The sequence below is a fragment of the Thermococcus kodakarensis KOD1 genome (assembly GCF_000009965.1).
Classification (GTDB): Archaea; Methanobacteriota_B; Thermococci; order Thermococcales; family Thermococcaceae; genus Thermococcus; species Thermococcus kodakarensis.
On sequence record NC_006624.1, the window covers coordinates 1,211,753 to 1,233,158 of the forward strand.

The following is a 21,406-nucleotide window of genomic DNA, read 5'->3' on the forward strand; positions in this document are numbered from 1 at the left end:
CATTATCTCACCTTTTCCCAATCTAGTGTTTTCGCATGTTTAAATATCAAACTAATTGCAATAACTCAGTATTCCAAAAAGTATTTAAACTCATATTCAAGGTTTATTATGAAACAACATACGGAGGTAATAATATGAGAAAAATCCTAACAACATTCCTCCTAGCTATAATAGTAGTTATGAGCGGCTGTATTGGAGAAAATGCTGGACTCACCAAGGAGAAGGTTCTAACGGCTATCCAGAACATAGAGACTGCCCGCTACAATGAAAGCTTCTCCATGAGCATGAACATATTTGATCCGAACACCAACAAGACGGTCAACGTGACGATGTCAGGCAGCATAGCCGGAGTCTTCAACAAGAGCGCGGGCATTGAAGCAGGCAATATGAACTTAACAACCCGCATGATGGGGATGGACATAAATATGAACTGGCCGTATTTCACCAACGGCTCCGACGTATACTTTAATATCGACGGCAAATGGTACTTCGTCCCATCCAACAATGACCTCCACAACAGAGCCAGAGCCTCTCTAAATGTGGACTATATAGAGAAGCTCCTCAGGGAGAAAAACGTGACTTTCAAAAAACTAGGCGATGTCTACGCCTTCCGCGTTAACGTAACTTTCTGGGAGTTCGTCAACGCTACTAACCAGACCACATACCTCAACGAGGCGTGGGGCCCGCTCTCCGACAACATAACGGTCAACACGAACGCTGGCTGGGTCGAGGTCCACTTCAGAGACGACGGGACTCCAACGTTTATTGAGACCTACATAGACTTAACAATAATAATCCCTGATGAATTCCTGCAAGAACCCGTAACCATCCACGAGACAATCCACGATTCAACGGTCTTTTCAGACATAAACAAGCCCACCAACATAACAATTCCAGAGGGAATAGAAAGCGCAGGAGACTTTGAGGAAGTATTTGGGTGAGGGGCTAAGCGCCCCTCGTGGCCACTATTTTTATCCCTTCCCACTCCGCAACCACTTGGCCAACGCTCACCGGTGCCTTGAGCTTAAGTTTTGCCAGGAACTTCATCAGCTCTGGTATCTTTTCCTTTGGAACGGGCTCCGCTGTTTTAACGCTCACCGTCGGGAGGGCACCGCCCTCAACTGGGACAACGCTCATGACGACCCTTTTTGGACTGGTAACTTCCTGAATTGCCCACTCCATTCCCCTAGGGCATTTACAACCCTTTACTTCCTTGACCTTACCGTTTTCGACGTCAACTTCAATGGAGCATCCGAGGGGGCAGACAATGCACGTGAAGCGGTATATCATGCTCTCACCACCTCAACTGTGAGCCTTTCGCTGGCTTTCTGAATCTCCTCTGCCCTCAGCTTCAGCCGTATCATCTCGGCGGGTTTAACAACCGGGAGTCTGAGCTTCTTTCCAATCTCGGGAATCCTTAGCTCAACGTTCTCCATCGGCCTGGCGACGCGGAGGTAGAGATAAACGTCGCGGTCGCCGCCGAGGTAGTGCGGAGCAATCAGGCGGACGTTCTGGCCCTTCTCAACTTTCACCCACTTCCTGCTCTCTATTCCGCCATTCTCTATGAACTCCTTGGCACTCTTAGCCGCTAACTCTCCCTGCTCGGCCACGTAGTCAACGAGGTCGTTTATGAGGAGAGAGTTTCCGGCAACGAAGATTCCAGGAACGCTGGTTTCAAGACGGTCATTCACGACCGGACCCCCAGTGGCAGGGTCTATCTCGACGCCTATCTTCTTGAGCTTCTTGACGCTCGGAATTAATCCAGCGGAGATAACCAGCGTATCGACCTCGATCCAGAACTCGCTTCCAGGAATCTCGTTGAAGTTCTCGTCAACCTTGACTACCCTAACCCTCTGAACCCTTCCCTTTCCGCGGACTTCAACGACCTTGTGGCTCAAATAGAGGGGAATGTTGAAATCGCGAAGTATCATGACGTTCCTCGCAAGACCGCCAGGATAGGGCATGAGCTCAACGACCGCCTTCACCTTTGCACCCTCAAGGGCGAACCTGCGCGCCATTATTAACCCCACATCTCCAGAGCCGACGATGACGACCTCTTTGCCCGGGAGGACGCCGTAAATGTCCATGAGGGTTTGGGCCTCTCCTGCCGTATAGATTCCAGCGACACGGTCTCCTACGATGCCGATCTCAAAGGCGTGCCTCTCTCTTGCTCCGGCCGCGTAGATGATGGCCTTCGCCCAGACCTGATAAACTCCGGCGGGCGAGGTGAATATCACCACCTTCTCAAGGTCGGAGTAGTTCTTTATCTCCAGCACCCTCGCGGCTGTCCTGTACTCAACGCCGAGCTCCACCAGGCGCTTAGCGAGCCTCGACGCGAACTCCGGGCCTGTAAGCTCCTCCTTAAAGTAGTGGAGACCAAAGCCTGGGTGTATGCACTGCGGGAGGATTCCGCCTAAATAATCGTTCTCATCGAGGAGGAGTACGTTGAGCCCAAGCTCCTTGGCCTTTGCCGCGGCCGCCATTCCAGCCGGGCCACCGCCGATGACAACGACGTCGTAGGAGAGCATCGGTATCTGCGGCATCGGCTCCATCATGCTTCCTCCCCCCTGAGAAGGGCCTTAACGTCGCCTATTCCAATCTCGCTTCCCCTTCCCTTGAGGGTTACCTCCCAGGGCTCGACGCCGTATTCCCTGGCCAAAAGCTGGACAATCTTGGGCCTGCAGAAGCTTCCCTGGCAGGTTCCCGTTGTTGCCTTCGTCCTGAACTTTACGGAATCAACGCTCGGGGTCTTAACTCCTATGAACTTCATCCTCTCAATGGCCTCAAGGATATCGCCCTCGCTCACGTGGTTGCACCTGCACACTATCTTTCCGTAAGAGGGGTTCTTCTTTATCAGCTCGTTCGCCTTCTCTGGCGGGAGCATGAAGAAGTGGGTTATATCCTTCCTGTACGGGTTCCACTTTTCCTTCTCCACGAGATTAATTCCTAGATCGCGCTGGATTATGTCCCTGACCTCGTAGGCTATGGCTGGAGCGCTAGTTAAACCCGGAGAGCGTATTCCCGCGACGTTTATGAAGCCCCATACCTCTTCCTCAGCCTTGATTATGAAGTCCCCGCCGGTGGGTTCAGGCCTCAGCCCGGCGAAAGTCCTTATCACCTTGCTCTTCGGCGGGAGGTTCGGCCAGAGCTTTTTAGCACCCTCCCAGACCTCCCTTAGCCCCTCCTCCGTAGTGGCGAGGTTGTCCTTCTCCTCGGGCGGAAGGTCCTGGGCGTTCGGCCCTATCATGAGGTGGCCGCTTATTTCCGTTGTAACAACGATACCCTTGCTTATCGGCGTCGGCGTCGGGAAGAGAACCCTCCTCGGGCCGGGAACATCGTCGTCAAAGAGGTAGTATTCACCCTTCCTCGGGTGTATCTCGAAGTAGTCTATTCCGGCCATTCTAGCAATCTCATCGGCGTAGAGGCCTGCGGCGTTTATAACGATGTCCGCCTCGATGAAGCCGTTGTTGGTCTCGACGCCCTTAACCTCGCCGTTCTCAACCTTTATGCCCCTAACTTCCGTCTCAAGGTGGGTTTTGACGCCGTTAGCCACGGCGTTCTCAACCAGGGCTATAACCGCTGGAATCGGGCCGATCTGGCCAACTATCGGAACCCATAGAGCACCTATCGCCTCCCTCGTGAGGCCCGGCTCAAGGTGGAAGAGCTCATCCCTATCAACGATCCTCATTTCGGGGACGCCGTTTCTCCGCCCGCGCTCCAGAAGCTTCTCCAGCTCGTCGAAGTCCTCTTCCTTCGTGGCGACTATCAGAGCGCCGTTCCACACATGAGGAATTTGAAGCTCCTTAACCCACTGGTGCCAGAGGCGGTTTCCCCTGATGCAGAGCTTTGCCCTCATCGGATACTTCTCAGGGTCATCATCGTAGCCGCCGTGGATGAGGGCAGTGTTGGCTTTACTGACGCCCCAGCCAACGTCGGGAGCTTTCTCTATTAGATGAACTTCCAGATTCTCATATTTGCTCAAGACGCGCGCTATACTCGCACCGCTTATCCCAGCACCGATGATGGCAACCTTGGTCTTCATGTCCACACCTCCAAACTAAAAGGAAGAACTGATTCTCCAGTTTTAAAGCTTTCTTTAACCTTTAGTTTGGCTTAACGGAGATTAAAGAACGATTTTGGGCACAAAAAGGGAGAACAGAGGAGAACATGCCTCAAATGTATGAACATGTCCATGCCCTATTTAGTATTCCTCTGCTTCATTCTCCATTTCTGTATCTTTAACCATTATTAGTAGGGTGTTTATCCCAACGGATCCCTCTGGATGCTCAGGATCCTTAGGGAATTCAGGCCCAGATGGATTATCAAATGGATTCAAACCAATGAAGTATTCATCAGTATTGTCAAATCTATTGAACTGAGAAACTAAGTAGCTTAAGTACATCCCTCTTTGTAGCTTGTTCTTCTTTTTTAGCCCTCCCAATGTTGAAACTCTATGGGCAGTATCACTTAGAAGATCATGGATGATATGATTCCATCCACACTGACGGGAGCTAGAAAGACTAAGATTTGTGGAAAACGCCCACCCGTCATAACCTATCATCATTCCATAAATAGAACATCCAAATGGATAATTATGGCAACAACACCATGGGAAATAACAGATCCATGGGGGGCAATAGTATGACTTGTCACTGTCTAAAAATTCAAGTCTTGTTGTTTCACATTCCGGATAAATTCTGAGGTATTTTAAACCCCGTGATCTAGGTCTTCTCCAAGGGAATCTACGAGAATAAGTTTGGGGGTTTTGGTTTCCTTGTGTTCTGTGTCCACAGTTTTGTGTAGTAATACTGCAGGAGTTATTTTTAATATTACATTCGTCCGGTCTAGAAAACCTAAATCTAACATTCTCTTCGTATAATACATATTGGGCATCCTCCACTGGGTTATTACCAATCTTGGCTTGAGACAGAAACGCCCTGTTTATTAGAGGAAGGTTGTTCTGATCAACAAACGTGAATATAACGAGGAGATCACCTATTTCGCATCTCTTTTTGGATAGCCCACGGACACGAGGGTGATTGGGATCCAATTCTACTATGGGACTTTGATGGACAAAGATTCCCCCAAACTTTAGTTGAAAACCCTCTTTATCAAGTTTGTTTCCAGGTTTAGAATTAGGGAGAACATTGTTTAGATATTCGAGACCATATCTTAGATATGCTCCTACATAAGTTGGTTCACTAGGGCGAGGATGATTTCTTACATGTGAAAATGCGTACCGCCAGCTGTTTTCTGAAAATATAAGAATTTCTCCCCAGTGCTTTTTTATTATTCTTCTAAATTTTTGATACCTGGATTGAATAGTGTATTTTCCCATTACCATCACCAGAAAAACTTTGTTGAGAAATAGTTTTAAATATTTTGTTATAAACATCATAACAAGAGATACTAAAAATGAGGATAGTCGAAATTGAGGTTAATAATTTCAGGTCACTAAGAGCTGTAAAAATGCCCCTCGATGAACTTACAGTGTTGATCGGGAGAAATGGAGCTGGAAAATCATCGCTATTGCAGGCATTAGATTTGTTTTTTAACCCAAATGCCAAGTATTCCGAGGAAGACTTCTATAACAGAGATACGAGCAAACCCATACGAATTGCCATTAAATTTAGACTTGAGAACGATAAAGAACGTGAGGAATTTCAAAAATATGTGATAAATGAAGACAATGATCATGACTATATAAAAGTCGTGAAGATTATGAAATTTCCAGCATCAAAATCCAACCAGTCTTACCATGGAGTTGTCAAGAGTATTCCCCAGTTTTCAAACTTACCTTCGAGGAAAGAGGACTTAATAGAAAGATACAAAGGGCTACAGAAAGAATTTCCCGATTTACCCCATTTAGGGAGTAAGCCTACTAAGAAAAAGATTCTTGAAGCACTTGAAGAGTACAAAAACTCGCATCCTGAGAAATGGGAAGAAACACTGCAAGAAGACCAGTTTTTTGGATATAAAGAAGTCGGTCATGGAAAGATTGACAAGTTTATAAAGTTCTTATTAGTGCCCGCAGTTAAAAGTGTCTCTGAAGAGACTGAATACAAAAAGGGGAGTATTATTACAGAACTTACCCAATTGATAATAGAAGAACATATAAGGTCAATTCCTGAGTTTAATCGTCTAGAAAAGAGGTATAAACACTTACTTAAAAGTCTAGAGGCACACAGAAAAACAGGAAAGGATAAGCTATTCTCTGAACTTAGCAACGAGCTAACACAAATCCTAGAAAAATTTGCACCAAATACACAAGCCAACATCAGTTGGGGTAATCTAGATGATTTCAAGATCCCACTACCAGTCCCAACTGTGTTAGTTACAGAAGACGGTTTCGAAACGAGTGCCGAACGAGTTGGTCATGGTACGCAAAGGGCTCTTTTGTTCTCTTTATTGCAGTATATGACTGCAAAAAGACATGAACTCAATAAAATGAAAAATGTGGGTAGAGATTCAGATGAAAAAGATCAGAAATTAACTCTACTTTTGGTTATTGAAGAACTAGAGTTATATCAACACCCTCAGCGTCAAAAGCATCTGCACAAATTATTCAAGGATCTTGCTGGGAATACTTTTGGTGGATTTAATATACAGGTAATGTACTCCACTCATTCTCCTTTTTTAATTAGTACTGACACATTTGATAGCCTGAGAGTATTCAAGAAAATTAAAACCCAAAAATCACGTAAACTAAGAGAGACCAAAATTTATTGGTATCCACAACAGGAACTTCAGAAAGACCTAAAACGCTACGGGATAGACTCCCCATCAAAACACGTTAAAAAATTCACGACTACAGTAAATCCTGTGATGAGTGAAGGATTCTTCGCGGATAAAGTAGTATTAGTTGAGGGAGAAAGTGACAGAGCCGCTCTAGAGGTCGTTGCTGAACATAACGGTGTTGACCTCAATGGCAACAATATTTCAATAATCCCCGTAGGCGGGAAGGGGAACATACTTACGGCATATTTAATGTTTAATGGATTTAATATTCCAACGTACCCTATATGGGATCTAGACCTGTATCCCGATGAAATGAACAAAAAATTGTTTAGTGCAGTACAGTACAAAACTAAAAGGACACCTACTTCCCCTATTGTGAGGAAGAATTTCGCAGTCTTTAACAAAAATTTAGAAGACGTAATAAAAAACGACTTAGGTGAGAAAAATTGGGGGGTGTTGTTTAGTAAACTAAAACGAGAAAATCTTGTCATTAGTGGAAAGGATTTAAAGAATTATACCCCCATGAGACGATTCATTGAACTATGGTATTATCCACCAAATGACATCAAAGACAGGTTATCCCGCGATGCCTCTCTTAAAATACTGGAAAGAATAGTTGAAAAGATATCACGATTGTAGGGTATATCAATTTGATTTTGCACTATCAACGACCTTTGCCCACCCCATAGCCCTCTTTACTGCTTCTTTCCAGCCTTTGTAGAGTCTCTCCCTAGTTTTCTCATCCATCTTCGGCTCGAAAATTCTTTCAGCCTTCCACAGCTCGGCTATTTCTCTCGTGTCCGCCCAATAATCAACGGCAAGCCCCGCGAGGTAAGCGGCGCCAAGAGCCGTTGTCTCCTTCACGACGGGCCTTATCACCTTTCTGTTCAAGATGTCCGCCTGGAACTGCATGAGAAAGTCGTTTGCGGTGGCGCCACCATCGACGCGGAGCTCCTTGATCTGGACGAGCTTTTCCATCTCGTCAACAACATCCCTGGTAAGGTATGCTATCGCCTCAAGCGTCGCCCTCGCGAGATGCTCCCTGCCCGTGCCGCGCGTTATGCCGATTATAATGCCCCTGGCAAACTGATCCCAGTAGGGAGCCCCTAGACCAACGAAGGCGGGAACGAAATAAACGCCTTCGTTGCTCTCAAGCTTTGTGGCGAGTTCCTCTGTCTCAGAGGCATGCTTTATGATTTTTATTCCGTCTCTGAGCCACTGGACTGCCGCTCCAGTTACGAAAATGCTCCCCTCGAGGGCGTAGCTGACCCTTCCATTTAGGCCCCATGCTATCGTCGTGAGCAGGTTGTCCGAATAGAGCACCATCTTGTCCGTGTTCACGAGGATAAAGCTCCCCGTACCATAGGTGGCCTTCACCATTCCCGCCTCGAACGCCGCCTGTCCGAAGAGGGCCGCCTGCTGGTCACCTGCATCGCCGCTTACGGGAATCTCAGCCCCGAGAAGCTCCTTCTTTGTGTAGCCGTAAACTTCACTAGACTCCCTGACCTCAGGTAAAACGCTCTCAGGAATGTCGAAGAGCTCAAGGAGCTCATCGTCCCAGTCGAGCTTCTTAATGTTGAAGAGCATCGTCCTTGAGGCATTGGAATAGTCCGTAACGTGCTCTCCTGTAAGGCGGTAGATGAGGAAGGTATCGACCGTTCCGAACATCACCTCGCCTTTCTCGGCCTTCTCCCTTAAACCTGGAACGTTGTCAAGGAGCCACTTGAGCTTCGAGGCAGAAAAGTAGGCATCGGGGACGAGGCCGGTCTTCTCCTTTATCATCGTCCCGTACTCACGCTTTATCTCCTCAACCATTTCAGCCGTTCTTCTGCACTGCCAGACTATTGCGTTGTAGAGCGGCTTACCATCTTTGTCCCATACAAGCGTCGTCTCGCGCTGGTTGGTAACTCCTATCGCCGCTATCTGATTCGGCTCTATTCTAGCGCTCTGGATGGCATCTTTTATCGCCCTGAGCTGGGCGTCCCATATCTCCTCGGGATTGTGCTCGACCCATCCCGGCCTTGGATAGTGCTGGGGGAACTCATACTGGCCTATTCCGTGGATGTTGCTCTCCCTGTCGAAGATTATTGCCCTGGCGGAAGTTGTACCCTCGTCAAGAGAAAGAACGAACTTTTCCATCTGCAATCACCTAAGAAAAATTAGAGGAAAGAGAACTTATTAGACTTGCTCATCTCAGCCCGAGCTTTTTAAGGTACTCTATCATCCTCACCACGTCGTTCGCTATAACCACTTCAAAGAGCCCCTTGAGCTTGGCGAGGTTATCGTCCTTGTAGAAGAGAACGTCGTTTTCAGTCCACAGAACAACCTTCAGGCCCAGGGAGCGGACCCAGTGAAGGGCCTGGAGGGTCTTTTCAAGCCCTATGAGCGGTATCGCCTCCATGGGGACGTTCACCGACCAGAGGTTGAGCTCATCCTTGAGCTTCGGGATTAAAGGCACCACTTCCTCACGGTCTATGAGGAGGCCCATCGTGGTCTCATCGTCGTACTTTCTGTACTCGCGGAGGGCATCTATATCAAAGGAGGATATCATTACCCGTTCAGGGTTGTTCTCTGCTACGATTTCAGCAACTTCGCGGGCGGCGTCTCTGTCCTTCAGCTCAACGTTCACAAGTGCATTCCTTGGAATGGCCTCAAAGACCTCTTCAAGCGTCGGGATCCTCTCACCCTGCCCAACGTCCGCCTTCTTGAGCTCTTCGAGGGTCATGTCCTTCTGCCTGCCCTTCATGTTGCTCGTCCTGTCTATGGTCTCGTCGTGCATCACCACTACGCGCCCGTCCTTTGTAAGCCAGACGTCCAGCTCTATGCCGTCTGCACCTGCCTCAACCGCCTTCCTGAAGGCAAGGAGAGTGTTTTCAGGGTAGTTGCTCATGTACCCCCTGTGTCCGAGGACGATAACCCTATCACGCTCCCACATAACAACCGCCTCGCGTTCAATACGCACCGTTCATAAAAGCTTTTCTCAGGCGGGCGGGGTCGTCGGAAATTACTGCATCAACAAATGGCAGAAGTCTTGGAACCCACCTCACCTCGTCCATCCTGTAGTTCCAGAGGAATATCTTGAGCCCCCTTTTCCGGGCAGCCCGGAGAATTGCAGTTAGGTTCCTGAAGCCAATGTATGAAACTGCATCTATTGGAACGTGAACGGAGTAGAGCCCCTTTAAAGTTGGAAGGAGGAGGGCGTTTGAATATCCGATTATTGAGAAGCCCACCCTGCAGTCCGGACACTCAGAAATCAGTTTCCTTACGATATCAGGATTATCTGCAGAAAACACCGAAGATGCAAAAAGAGAGTTCTTCTCAACCAGGTTCAAAAGCGGTTCCACGGCTTCAGGCTCTTTGACATCGAAATCGAAAAATCCTGAAACACTCCTGATCACTTCCTCAACACTGGGAACGAGCTTTCCAAGAGGGTGAAGGCGCTTTATTTCAGCAAAGGTTAATTCAGAGACGCAATAATACTCCCCATCGCTCCAGAAGCCCTCATCATGGTGGACTATAATCTTACCATCCCCAGTAACCCTGACGTCCATCTCAACACCGTCAGCCCATCTGAGGGCCCTTTTGAAGGCTGGAATGGTGTTCTCAATCTTCCCCCTGCAACCCCTGTGTCCCAACGTGAGCACTCTCATCCTGCCCGATTATGTTCAAAAAACCCTTAAAAATGCTTCTTCCATAGATTTGGAGACTATAAACGACAATAAAACAAGGGGTGATGGAAGTGGCGGAGTTCAAATACAGCAGGATTTTCCTGCTCGGCTTCGGTTTCTTCGGTATAAGCATAATATGGGCTCTTTACAACGCATACATACCGCTATTTCTCCAAGACACGTTCCACATGAACAGGACGATAACTGGATTCATAATGACGATAGACAACCTCTTTGCAGTCCTGCTTCTGCCCTTCCTGGGCGCGCTCAGCGACATGACGAGGACAAGGCTCGGAAGGAGAAAGCCGTACATCCTGCTCGGCGCACCTTCAGCCGCGCTGATGTTCGCGCTCATTCCCGTGGCGAGGGAACATGGCAACCTTGCTCTTTTCATGGGCACAATAATCTTCATGAACTTCTTCATGGCGCTCTTCCGCTCACCGGTCGTTGCGTTCATGCCCGATATAACCCCCAGCGAAAAGAGGAGCCAGGCTAATGGTATAATCAACTTCATGGGCGGCCTCGGAGCCCTTTTAGCATACTTCGGCGGCAAAGTGCTCTACGACATGAGCTACGCCTACCCGTTCTACGCGGGCGCCCTTATTATGCTCCTTGCAAATCTGCTGGTTGTGCTCTTTGTTCCTGAGCCCGAGGAATACCGCGTTCCGGGTAAAAAGATAAACTTGAGAGAACTCCTCTCAGAGACCTCACGCAAAAGCTTCGGCGAGCTCAAGGAGAACCTCAAGGACGTCTTCGCCAGCCACGAGAGGAGCCTTCTTGCAATACTCCTGGCGATATTCTTCTGGTTTATAGCTTTTAACTCCCTTGAGACGTTCTTCACAAGCTACGTCAAGTACCACCTCTATGGAATTCCCGTTGGAGCGGCTGAAACGGAGATAACGAGGAAAATAGAAAGCACGGGTGCCTTCATGCTTGGAATGTTCAGCCTCAGCTTCATGATCTTTGCAATACCCGCAGGATTCCTTGGAGCGAGAATAGGAAGGAGGAAAACGATAACCCTCGGTCTCCTAACGATAATCGCGATAATCCTTGCGGCGTTCTTCATCGGCGAAACATCAAAGCCACAGGAAGTTGCACTCACAGACCCCGTTATCATGAAGTTCATGGGCCTGTTCTTCGTCGGGGGAATAGGCTGGGCCATGATTAACGTCAACTCGCTACCAATGGTCGTTGACATGACCGTGGACGAGAAAGTCGGCGGCTACACAGGACTCTACTACTTCTTCAGCCAGGCGGCCAACCTGGTGGCACCGCCTTTCGCAGGTGCACTGCTTGATCTGATAGGCTACGAAACCCTCCTGCCGTTTGCAATGGCGTTCTTCCTGCTGGCACTGATAGCGATGCAGTTCGTCAGGAGGGGTGATGTCAAGGGTGGCGCCGAGGACGTTTACGAGTACGTCCCCGATATGGACTGAAGCTTCCTTTCCTTCTTTGCTGTTTTTGTCTTTGGAAATCCAAAAGTGTAAAAAGTCACGACAACCAGAATTTTGTTTAGTCTGGATACATCCAGCGAAACAATGGGAAAATTAGGGGGTGTTAACATGGAATCCGAATCGAACCAGGGTGTTGTGAGGAAGGGCTTCAGCTGGGGTCTTGTCCTTGGTCTCGCCCTGCTCGGTTTCAGCAGGAGCGTTGGATGGGCTCTAAACAAGGGGCTGTCCTTCCCGCTGTTGTCGAGCTATACCCAGTCGGCGTTTGTTAAAGGTACGATACTGGCCCTCGAGGGATTGATCGGAATACTTGTCCCACCGCTCCTCGGCTATTACAGCGATACCCTGAAGTCGAAGCACGGGAGGAGAAGACCTTTCATTATGATTGGAGGCCTTCTGGCGGGCATAGCAGCTATAATGATATACACCGCCTACGCCATGAGTGTTCCGCTGATCGGCTTCGCCCTGACGCTGGCGTTCTTCTATCTCTCAATGCATCTCTACACGGCCCAGTTCAGGGCCCTTATGCCCGATACAGTTGAGAGCGGAAAGCGTGGAACTGCGAGCGGCGTTATAACCTTGCTGGAGTGGGCCGGTAACCTCTTCCTCTTCGGACTGGCCGGCTACCTAATCGCTAAGGCCGTGGACATGACTGGGGAGAGTGAGGGAATAAAGGCACTCACCCAGACGCCTTACCTCAAGATACCCTTCCTCGTCACGGCGTTCTTCCTTATTGGTGCAGCAGTCTTTGTCTACCTCATTGTCAGAGAACCCGAGGCACCCGACATCGAGGAGAACGAGAGCCTTGGAGAGTACCTCTGGAGCATCGTCAGGAACAGGGACTTCCTCAAGTTCTACGCGGCTCAGACTCTCTGGTGGATGAGCTTTGAGTTCATCGCGGTTTTCCTCTACGGAATCCTCGCGTTCATACTCTACGGTTCAGCAACGGAGGAGAACATCAAGGCGGTAACATCCCTCGGCCTTTACCTGATGGCGCTCTTCAACGTCGCCGTTCTTCTCGGTGCCCTGCCAGGAGGAATCATCTACGACAAGCTCGGCAGAAGGCTGAGCATAGTCCTTGGAGGCCTGATCTTTGCAATTCCACAGATATGGGGATGGTTCATAACGACCAAGGCCCAGATAACGATAGCCTTAGGAATAGCGGGCATAGGCTGGGGAATCCTCATGGCGGCATCGTACCCAGTAATCGGCGACCTTCTGACCAAGTTCGAGAGGGAAGCGTTCACGGGCAGATACTACGGCTTCTTCGAAGCCACCCGCTCCCTCCCGGTGCTCCTCGCAGGAACGATCGGTGGGGCAATCGTTGACCTCGCGGGCGAGAACTACAGGGTGCTTTTCCCGATAGGTGCCCTCCTCGTACTCCTCGCGCTACCGATGGTGTGGATGATGAAGAACCTTGACGTCGAGGGAGGGAAGGAGTAATGGGATTGCTCCTTTCCATTTTTGTCCTTGCAGTCATTGTTTTTCTCGCGTTTGTGGCCTTCGTCGGCTACAAGATGGTCAAACCCCCGAGGCTGGTTGAGGACTGGACGCCAAAGGACTTGGGCTTTGACTACGAAGACGTCGAGTTCACAACGGAAGACGGCGTTAAACTCAGCGGCTGGTGGGTTGACAACGGGAGCAATAAGACTGTAATTCCGCTCCACGGCTACACTGCGAGCAGGTGGTACTCCCTTTACATGAAGCCGACCGTCGAGTTCCTCCTAAAGGAGGGCTACAACGTCCTCGTCTTTGACTTCCGCGCCCACGGAAAGAGCGGAGGGAATTACACAACGGTTGGCGACAAAGAGCTCTTGGACGTTAAGGCCGCCGTGGAGTGGCTGAAAAAGACCCACCCGGAGAGGGCAGGCAAGATTGGACTCATCGGCTTCTCAATGGGGGCTATGGTCACCATAAGGTCGCTCGCAGAGATTGAAGACGTCTGCTGCGGCGTCGCCGACAGTCCGCCAATGTATCTGGACAAAACCGGGGCAAGGGGTCTGAAGTACTTCGCTAACCTTCCAGAGTGGCTCTACGTCTTTGTCAAGCCATTTACGAAGCTCTTCAGCGGCGGAAAGGAGATACATCCCATCGAGTACGCGGACAGGGTCAAGAAACCACTTCTCATAATAGCCGGGGAAAAAGACCCGCTCGTTAAGGTGGAAGAAGTCAGGGAGTTCTACGAGAGGAACAGGAAGATCAACCCGGACATTGAGCTGTGGGTTACCGATGCACCCCACGTTAGAACCCTCAAGTTCCACCCAGAGGAGTGGAAGGCAAGAGTCAGGGAGTTTTTTAACAGAGCCTTCAACAACCCATGAATTACCCTTTTTTGATTTTTTGTAGCAACACTTTTAAAAGGAAACTACATCACTACCCCTATGAAAAAATTGCTGGTAATAACAACGGCACTTATCCTGGCAATCGGGGCGGGCATCTTTCTGTATGAGAATCGGGAATATTACTCTCCGGATTTGTCCATAACCCAGAACGATAGTGTGTCAGAGAGTCACGCCAACACATCCAGCACATTTCCTAGCTCCTGTCGGCTTGTTATCCTCGTCCACGATGTAAGCCCGGTTTACCTCAAAGAGCTTAAGGAAATAACCGAGATAATCGACGAATACGGCATGGCCAACAACACGTACTTCTTTGTGATCCCAAACCACGCGGGAAAGCATCCCATAGATAAGGATCCCGATTTTGTAAATTTCCTGAAAGAGTCCCAAGCTAAAGGTTACCATATAGAGCTCCATGGCTACATGCATGAATACAGAGAGTTCGACTGCGACGCGGGAACTGCGCGCAAGAAGCTGGAGCTTGGCCTGGAAGAGTTGAGGGCACTGAACTTTTCGCCCAGCTACTTCGTACCTCCCAACTACGCCATATCTGAAGATGCCCTGAAGGTAGTGCTATCCCACAATCTGAGCGTTATAACCAAGGACACATTGTACACTCCCCAAGGAACTTCATACAAAATCATGAACAGGGAGTACACCTGGTACCTTTCGAATTCAAGTGCTAAGTTCAGCCTCACATTGAAAAGAGCAAAACATGACTATACGAGATGCAGGGGCACCTTCTACTTATCAATTCACCCAAAGGCCGTAAACTATGGGGCAGGACTCAAGTTTCTGAGGGAGTTCCTCTCCTTCGCCGTTGAAAGGAACTCTCCCAACCACGAACGTTGAATTCAAGAAAAATCCAAGGATTCTTGAAAAGAATGAATCGTGGCCTCGGCTAACCCTCTTTTCCTCATCAGTCAGCGTGGCTAACGCTCGTCATCGGCCGAGGAGAGTTAGGGAGAACTCTTTTAAAAAGCAACCGGAAAATAAGACGGGGGATGAAGAGCGTTTACCGGTCTGATTAGCTACCGGATGAAGAGACTGGCACTGGCCGACCCCTTCACTCTTCTCCAAGGAGCGTCTCAATGAGCGCGATTATCTGGTTGTGAACTGTTTCAACGTCCTCCATCGCGTTGATTATCTTCATTTCAGGGAACATCTCGGCCAGCTTTAGGTAGTTCTCCCTGACCTTTCTCTGAAGCTCGAATATCTTGTCGAACTCGCTCTTCACCTTCCTGCTTCTTATTCTGTTCATGCTCTCCTTTACCGGAAGGTCGAGGAGAAAAACTATGTCGGGCTTTACGGCGAAGCGGTTGAGGTCTATGAGCCACTCAAGGTCAAGGCCCCTCGCCCACTGATACGCGAGGGACGAATAGAAGTAGCGGTCGGATATAACGACTTTTCCGGCCTCAAGGGAAGGCTTAATCAGCTTGTCAACGTGCTCAGCCCTGTCGGCTGCGAAGAGAAGTGCCTCAGCCTCATGGCTTATTTTAGCACCGTCTATTATTCCTTCTTTACCGCCCGTAAGAACGAGCCGCCTTATGAGTTTACCAAAAGGAGTGTCCGTTGGTTCTTTCGTTAGAACAACTTCGTATCCTCTGTTTTCAAACCATTCTGCCAGGAGTTTTGCCTGCGTGGACTTGCCGGCGCCGTCTATTCCCTCGAGTACGATGAACATCAGTGCCACCCCCAAAATAGGACAGATAATAGAGAGGAGCAGCTCTTATAAAACTGCCGCCCTCACTTGAAGACCCTCTTGAGGTAATCAAAGAGAGACCACATGCTCGTAAACGTCTTTTCCTCGCCGTCCTTGTAGAACTCGGCTATCCCGTCCGGCCTGAAGCGCAGTCCGAAGGTGTAGTCACCCTTGTTCAGCTTGTGGAGGAAGACCTCCTTCGGTTTCGGCGGGATGTAGCTGGTCATCATGTCGTTTATAAGCTCAGCCTCAAAGCCGAAGTGCTCGCTGAGCCTGGGGAAAAAGAGCACCGCAGGAGTGTTCATAGCGTCCACAAGGGCCTTTCCGCCGATCTTAAAGTTGTAGCGCTTGAAAAGGTCGTGAAGGAAGTCATCGAGGGCGTTTGGATAATAAACGGTGGCACCTATATCGTTCGGATGGGCCTCTATGAAGCTCCTGCTCTTCAGGATTGCCTCAACCTCATCAACGTCCAGGCCGTTCACCTCGACCCTAACGCCCCCGTGGTAGTAAACGTAAGCTAAGGGCATCCCTTTGCTGTGGGCAAAGTCCTTCAGCGCTATCAGCGGGATAAGCCTAACATCCATTATCGTTGAGCCTGTACTGACTATGCCCACAACCATGGCACGCTTTCCATACCTCGATATCGCCCTGCCGTCTCTGCCGACTATTACCGTCCCCTGGGCCACGGTACCAATGGCCCTTCCCAGAAGGGCAAGCTCTTCGGGGTTGAACTTTTCAGAGTAGTATAACTCCACTTCTTTTCACCTCCTTGTATCACCGTGAGTGTTTAAAACCATCCCATTTTTGAGGTTATCGGTAGCTTTCGATGTCCGTGTTTATTCGTTAGAGTACTTAAACTTACCGACAAACTATTTTAATACATCGGAGCATCACCTCTGGAGGCGGTATCATGAACGCTCTTGAACGGCTTGAAAAGCTCCTTGATAAGGAGCAGTTTGAGAAGGTAAAGGCCATAGACAACCCAGAACTCCACGAATTTCTGGCGGAATGGATTGAGTGGCTCGAACCGGACAAAGTTTTCGTCTGTACCGACAGCCCCGAGGACGAGGGGTACGTTCGTTGGAAGGCCCTCTATTACGGCGAGGAAAGGATGCTCGAGACCCCCAATCACACCGTTCACTACGACAACTATTACGACCAGGCAAGGGACAAGGCCAACACCGCTATCCTTCTCCCTGGAGGCAAGAAGCTCCCATACATCAATACCAAGGACAGAGACGAAGGCCTGAAGGAGATACGCGAGCTGATGAAGGGAATCATGAAGGGCAAGGAGTTATTCGTGTGCTTCTTCGTCCTTGGGCCTAAGAACTCGATATTCACAATTCCAGCAGTTCAGCTCACTGATTCGGCCTACGTTGCCCACTCGGAGTTCATCCTTTACAGGAAAGGCTACGAGGAGTTCAAGCGCTTGGGTAGGAGTGCGCGCTTCTTCAGGTTCGTTCACAGTGCTGGTGAGCTCGACGAGAGAAAAACCAGCAAGAACCTCGACAAGAGGAGAATATACATCGATCTCGAAGACGAGACGGTCTATTCCGTCAACACCCAGTACGGCGGGAACACGATAGGCCTCAAGAAGCTCGCCTTCAGGCTCACAATCAAGAGGGCCGTTGAAGAGGGCTGGCTGAGCGAGCACATGTTCCTGATGCGCGTGAACGGCCCGCACGGCAGGAAGACATACTTCACCGGGGCCTATCCGAGCATGTGCGGAAAAACCTCTACGGCCATGATACCCTGGGAGAACATCGTCGGCGACGACCTGACTTTCATCCTGCCAGTAAACGGAATCGCAAGGGGAGCGAACGTCGAAAAGGGTGTCTTCGGTATAATCCAGGGTGTAAACCCAGAGGACGACCCAATAATCTGGCAGGTTCTCCACTCTCCGGTCGAGATAATCTTCTCCAACGTCCTCGTCAAGGACGGAAAGCCCTACTGGAACGACATGGGCATAGAGATTCCAGACGAAGGCGAGAACCACAGCGGAAAGTGGTGGCGCGGAAAGAAAGACGCTGAGGGCAACGAGATACCGCCGAGCCACAAGAACGCGCGCTTTACCGTTTCGCTCGAACACTTTCCGAACGTCGATATGGAGGCCCTTGAGAACCCGTGCGGCGTGGAAGTCGGCGGCATGATATTCGGCGGCAGGGACGCAGATACCTGGCCGCCGGTCAGGGAAGCCTTCAACTGGGAGCACGGCGTCATAACGATGGGTGCCTCACTTGAGAGCGAGACCACCGCGGCGACCCTCGGTAAGGAGGGAGTCAGGGCCTTCAATCCAATGGCCATCCTCGACTTCATGAGCGTCCACCTAGGCGACTACCTCAGGAACTACCTTGAGTTCGGCAGGAAGCTCAAGAAGACTCCAAAGATATTCGCCGTGAACTACTTCCTCCGCGAGAACGGCGTCTGGCTCAACCACAAGCTCGACAAAGCCGTCTGGCTCAAGTGGATGGAGCTCCGCGTACACGGCGACGTTGAGGCCATAGAAACCCCCATCGGCTACATTCCGAAGTACAAGGACCTAGCCAAGCTGTTCAAGGACGTCCTTAACAAGGAGTACACAAAGGAGGACTACGAGAGGCAGTTCAAGATAAGGGTTCCAGAGTTACTGGCGAAGATAGACAGAATCGAGGAGATTTACAGAAAGCTAGACAACGTCCCTGAGGAGCTGTTCAAAGTTCTTGAAGAGGAGAGACAGAGGCTCCTTGAGGCCAGGGAGAAATACGGGGACTACATAAGCCCCTTCGCCCTTGAGGGCGAGTGAGCCTTTTCTCCTTTTTTCGTCATTCGACGAGCGGCAAGACTTTTTAAGTCCCACTCCTATTGGGTATCACCGAAGATGATACACGGGTGATGGCTATGGTGAACGTTTCCAATGCCGTTGAGGATGAAATAAGGAAGAAGCTCCCGTATCCGCTTGGAGACCTCGCCGATCTGGCCTACAACTACTGGTGGAGCTGGAACAGGAGGGCCACGAAGCTCTGGGAGTACATTGACCCTGAGCACTGGAGGGAGTACAAGAACCCAGTAAAGCTGCTCCTCGACACTCCAGAGGAGCGGTTTAAGGAGCTCGTCCGCGACGACGACTTCATGAACCTCTACGAGCTGGTGATGGATCAATTCCACGCCTATATGAACCCGCGCTCGACCTGGTTCTCCACCAACTACCCCAAGTGGGACAAGCCCATAGTCTATCTCTGTATGGAGTACGGCATAAGCAAGAGCCTGCCAATTTATTCTGGCGGTCTTGGAATCCTCGCCGGAGACCACGTGAAGACCGCGAGCGACCTTGGACTTCCCTTCATAGCCATAGGCCTCCTCTACAAGCACGGCTACTTCAGGCAGGAGATCGACAAAGACGGCAGGCAGGTTGAGATATTCCCCGAGTACAAGCCCGAGGAGATGCCGATAAAGCCCGTCCTCGACAGGGAAGGAAAGCCGCTCCGCATTGAGGTTCCGATTGGGGAGGGGATTGTCTATGCAAGGGCCTTTGAGGTAAACGTCGGCAGGGTGAAGCTCTACCTCCTCGACACCGACGTCCCAGAGAACAGCCCCGACGACAGGACGATCTGCGACTACCTCTACAACGCCGAGATGGACAAGAGGATAAAGCAGGAAATCCTCCTTGGAATCGGCGGGATGAGGCTTCTCAAGGCCCTTGAAATCGAGCCTGGGGTCATTCACCTCAACGAGGGGCACCCAGCCTTTGCGAACCTCCAGAGGATAGCCTGGTACATGGAAGAGGGTCTGACCTTCACCGAGGCCCTGAGCATCGTGAGGGGAACGACAGTCTTTACAACCCACACGCCGGTTCCAGCAGGCCACGACAGGTTCCCGATCGAAGAAGTCAAGAAGAGACTCGCAAAGTTCCTTGAAGGAAGAGAGGAACTCCTTGAACTCGGAAGAGAGGGAGATCAGCTCAACATGACCCTTCTTGCCATAAGAACATCCAGCTACGTTAACGGCGTCAGCCAGCTCCACGCTGAGGTAAGCAAGAGGATGTGGAAGGATCTCTGGCCGGGCGTTCCGCTCAACGAGATACCGATAGAAGGAATCACGAACGGCGTCCACACCATGACATGGGTGCACAACGAGATGAGAAAGCTCTTTGACAGGTACATCGGCAAGGTCTGGAGGGAACACACGAACCTTGAGGGCATCTGGTACGCCGTCGAGAGGATTCCTGACGAGGAACTGTGGGAAGCCCACCTCCAGGCAAAGAGGGAGTTTATAGACCTCCTGAGAAGGAAGGCCATAGAGAGAAACAAGAGGCTCGGGGTAGACGACCCCATACCAAACATAGACGAGAACGCCCTCATAATAGGATTCGCGAGGAGGTTCGCGACCTACAAGCGCGCTACACTTCTCCTCACGGACCTCGAGAGGCTGAAGAAGATTGTGAACAACCCGGAGAGGCCCGTTTACATAGTCTTCGGCGGCAAGGCCCACCCGAGGGACGATGGAGGAAAGGAGTTCCTCAGGAGAGTATACGAGGTCTCCAAGATGCCCGAGTTCAGGGGTAAGATATTCGTGATGGAGAACTACGACATGGGCAGCGCGAGGCTCATGGTGGCAGGCGTCGATGTCTGGCTCAACAACCCGCGCAGGCCTATGGAAGCCAGCGGGACGAGCGGAATGAAGGCCGGGCTGAACGGCGTTCTGAACGTCAGCATCTACGACGGCTGGTGGGTCGAGGGCTACAACGGAAAGAACGGCTGGGTCATTGGAGAAGAAACTACCGAACCTGAAACGGAAGCGGACGACCCGAAGGACGCTGAGAGCCTCTACACCCTGCTTGAGGAGGAAGTCATACCAACCTACTACGAGAACAGGGCAAAGTGGATATACATGATGAAGGAGAGCATAAAGAGCATAGCCCCGCGCTTCAGCACCCACAGGATGGTCAAGGAGTACATGGACAGGTTCTATTCCAAGGCCATGAGCAACTACATCTGGCTCACAAGGGAAAACTACAGCGGCGCAAAGGAGATAGCGGCGTGGAAGGACAGGGTTAGGGCCTCGTGGGACAAAGTGGAGATAAGGGACGCCAAGGCCGAGGGCAACAGGCTTGAGGTAAGGGTTTACCTCGATGGTCTCAAGCCGGAGGACGTTGAGGTTGAGCTCTACTACGGCGTCAGGGCGCAGGGCTACGAGATTGAAAAGCCCCACATCGTTGAGCTCAGACACCCAGAGCAGGTGGGAGAGGGTGAATGGCTATACACCTACGAAGGAAACGCCCTCAGACACCTGGGAGACCCGTGCTGGCACTACGCGGTCAGGGTTCACCCGCACCATGAAAAGCTTCCGCACAGGTTCCTGTTGGGTCTGGTCAAGTGGAAGGGACTTGACTGATTCCTTCCCTTTTCCAATATAACAATTCGTTCTTTTTCCCCACCAAATACAAATAAATTAGTACCGAAGTTATAGATTAGCCCAAAATTAACAAGGGCAATAGTTTTAAGGATTACTTCGGTAAACTTCCCGATATAA

At 50.3% G+C, this 21,406-nt stretch carries 17 protein-coding genes; 8 read left to right on the forward strand and 9 right to left on the reverse strand.

Going from position 1 to position 21,406, the window contains the following annotated elements; all coding sequences use genetic code 11:
* Positions 1–134 precede the first annotated feature (134 nt).
* The gene (locus TK_RS06900; RefSeq protein WP_011250341.1) at positions 135–941 is read left to right on the forward strand and encodes a hypothetical protein; all 807 of its coding nucleotides are present in this window, start codon (positions 135–137) and stop codon (positions 939–941) included.
* A 4-nt stretch (positions 942–945) separates the two neighbouring features.
* Here TK_RS06900 and TK_RS06905 read toward each other — a convergent pair whose 3' ends face one another.
* From TK_RS06905 to TK_RS11935, 4 genes are all read right to left on the reverse strand, one after another.
* The gene (locus TK_RS06905; protein WP_011250342.1) at positions 946–1,290 is read right to left on the reverse strand and encodes a DUF1667 domain-containing protein; all 345 of its coding nucleotides are present in this window, start codon (positions 1,288–1,290) and stop codon (positions 946–948) included.
* Complete coding sequence (locus TK_RS06910; RefSeq protein WP_232500642.1) at positions 1,287–2,552, reverse strand: NAD(P)/FAD-dependent oxidoreductase; 1,266 nt, start codon at positions 2,550–2,552, stop codon at positions 1,287–1,289. The genes TK_RS06905 and TK_RS06910 overlap by 4 nt, the downstream gene beginning before the upstream one ends.
* The gene (locus tag TK_RS06915) at positions 2,552–4,042 is read right to left on the reverse strand and encodes an NAD(P)/FAD-dependent oxidoreductase (protein ID WP_011250344.1); all 1,491 of its coding nucleotides are present in this window, start codon (positions 4,040–4,042) and stop codon (positions 2,552–2,554) included. The genes TK_RS06910 and TK_RS06915 overlap by 1 nt, the downstream gene beginning before the upstream one ends.
* 159 nt (positions 4,043–4,201) lie before the next feature.
* Positions 4,202–5,347, reverse strand: coding sequence for a hypothetical protein (locus TK_RS11935; RefSeq protein ID WP_143598699.1), 1,146 nt, complete (start codon positions 5,345–5,347; stop codon positions 4,202–4,204).
* Between the two features lie 68 nt (positions 5,348–5,415).
* Between TK_RS11935 and TK_RS06925 the strand changes: the two genes are divergently transcribed.
* Positions 5,416–7,377 (forward strand): AAA family ATPase, encoded by a 1,962-nt coding sequence (locus tag TK_RS06925; protein WP_011250346.1) that lies wholly within the window; start codon positions 5,416–5,418, stop codon positions 7,375–7,377.
* 6 nt (positions 7,378–7,383) lie between these two features.
* Here the strand turns inward: TK_RS06925 and glpK are convergent, their stop codons facing one another.
* Genes glpK through TK_RS06940 form a run of 3 tightly spaced genes read right to left on the reverse strand, consistent with a single transcriptional unit; the run spans position 7,384 to position 10,388 of the window.
* On the reverse strand, positions 7,384–8,877 hold the full coding sequence (gene glpK, locus TK_RS06930; RefSeq protein WP_011250347.1) for a glycerol kinase GlpK: 1,494 nt from the start codon (positions 8,875–8,877) through the stop codon (positions 7,384–7,386).
* A gap of 49 nt (positions 8,878–8,926) precedes the next feature.
* Positions 8,927–9,673, reverse strand: a complete 747-nt coding sequence (locus tag TK_RS06935) for a glycerophosphodiester phosphodiesterase family protein (RefSeq protein ID WP_011250348.1) — start codon at positions 9,671–9,673, stop codon at positions 8,927–8,929.
* A gap of 16 nt (positions 9,674–9,689) precedes the next feature.
* Positions 9,690–10,388 (reverse strand): glycerophosphodiester phosphodiesterase family protein, encoded by a 699-nt coding sequence (locus TK_RS06940; protein ID WP_048053726.1) that lies wholly within the window; start codon positions 10,386–10,388, stop codon positions 9,690–9,692.
* Positions 10,389–10,471: 83 nt separating this feature from the next.
* Between TK_RS06940 and TK_RS06945 the strand changes: the two genes are divergently transcribed.
* From TK_RS06945 to TK_RS06960, 4 genes are all read left to right on the forward strand, one after another.
* Complete coding sequence (locus TK_RS06945) at positions 10,472–11,842, forward strand: SLC45 family MFS transporter (RefSeq protein ID WP_048053727.1); 1,371 nt, start codon at positions 10,472–10,474, stop codon at positions 11,840–11,842.
* A 126-nt stretch (positions 11,843–11,968) separates the two neighbouring features.
* Positions 11,969–13,300: an MFS transporter gene (locus tag TK_RS06950; RefSeq protein WP_011250351.1), complete on the forward strand. Its 1,332-nt coding sequence runs from the start codon at positions 11,969–11,971 to the stop codon at positions 13,298–13,300.
* Positions 13,300–14,178, forward strand: a complete 879-nt coding sequence (locus tag TK_RS06955) for an alpha/beta hydrolase (RefSeq protein WP_011250352.1) — start codon at positions 13,300–13,302, stop codon at positions 14,176–14,178. Before TK_RS06950 ends, TK_RS06955 begins: the two co-directional genes overlap by 1 nt.
* A gap of 60 nt (positions 14,179–14,238) precedes the next feature.
* Positions 14,239–15,048 carry a DUF2334 domain-containing protein gene (locus tag TK_RS06960; RefSeq protein ID WP_011250353.1) on the forward strand — a complete coding sequence of 270 codons (810 nt, stop codon included), beginning with the start codon at positions 14,239–14,241 and terminating at the stop codon, positions 15,046–15,048.
* Between the two features lie 214 nt (positions 15,049–15,262).
* On the opposite strand, the gene tmk is transcribed toward TK_RS06960, so the two are convergent.
* Positions 15,263–15,880, reverse strand: coding sequence for a dTMP kinase (tmk, locus tag TK_RS06965; protein WP_011250354.1), 618 nt, complete (start codon positions 15,878–15,880; stop codon positions 15,263–15,265).
* Positions 15,881–15,942: 62 nt separating this feature from the next.
* On the reverse strand, positions 15,943–16,653 hold the full coding sequence (locus TK_RS06970) for a phospho-sugar mutase (protein WP_011250355.1): 711 nt from the start codon (positions 16,651–16,653) through the stop codon (positions 15,943–15,945).
* A 155-nt stretch (positions 16,654–16,808) separates the two neighbouring features.
* Here TK_RS06970 and TK_RS06975 point away from each other — a divergent pair, with 155 nt between their 5' ends.
* Positions 16,809–18,680, forward strand: a complete 1,872-nt coding sequence (locus TK_RS06975) for a phosphoenolpyruvate carboxykinase (GTP) (RefSeq protein ID WP_011250356.1) — start codon at positions 16,809–16,811, stop codon at positions 18,678–18,680.
* Between the two features lie 95 nt (positions 18,681–18,775).
* Positions 18,776–21,268 carry a maltodextrin phosphorylase gene (gene malP, locus TK_RS06980; RefSeq protein ID WP_011250357.1) on the forward strand — a complete coding sequence of 831 codons (2,493 nt, stop codon included), beginning with the start codon at positions 18,776–18,778 and terminating at the stop codon, positions 21,266–21,268.
* Positions 21,269–21,406: the final 138 nt, after the last annotated feature.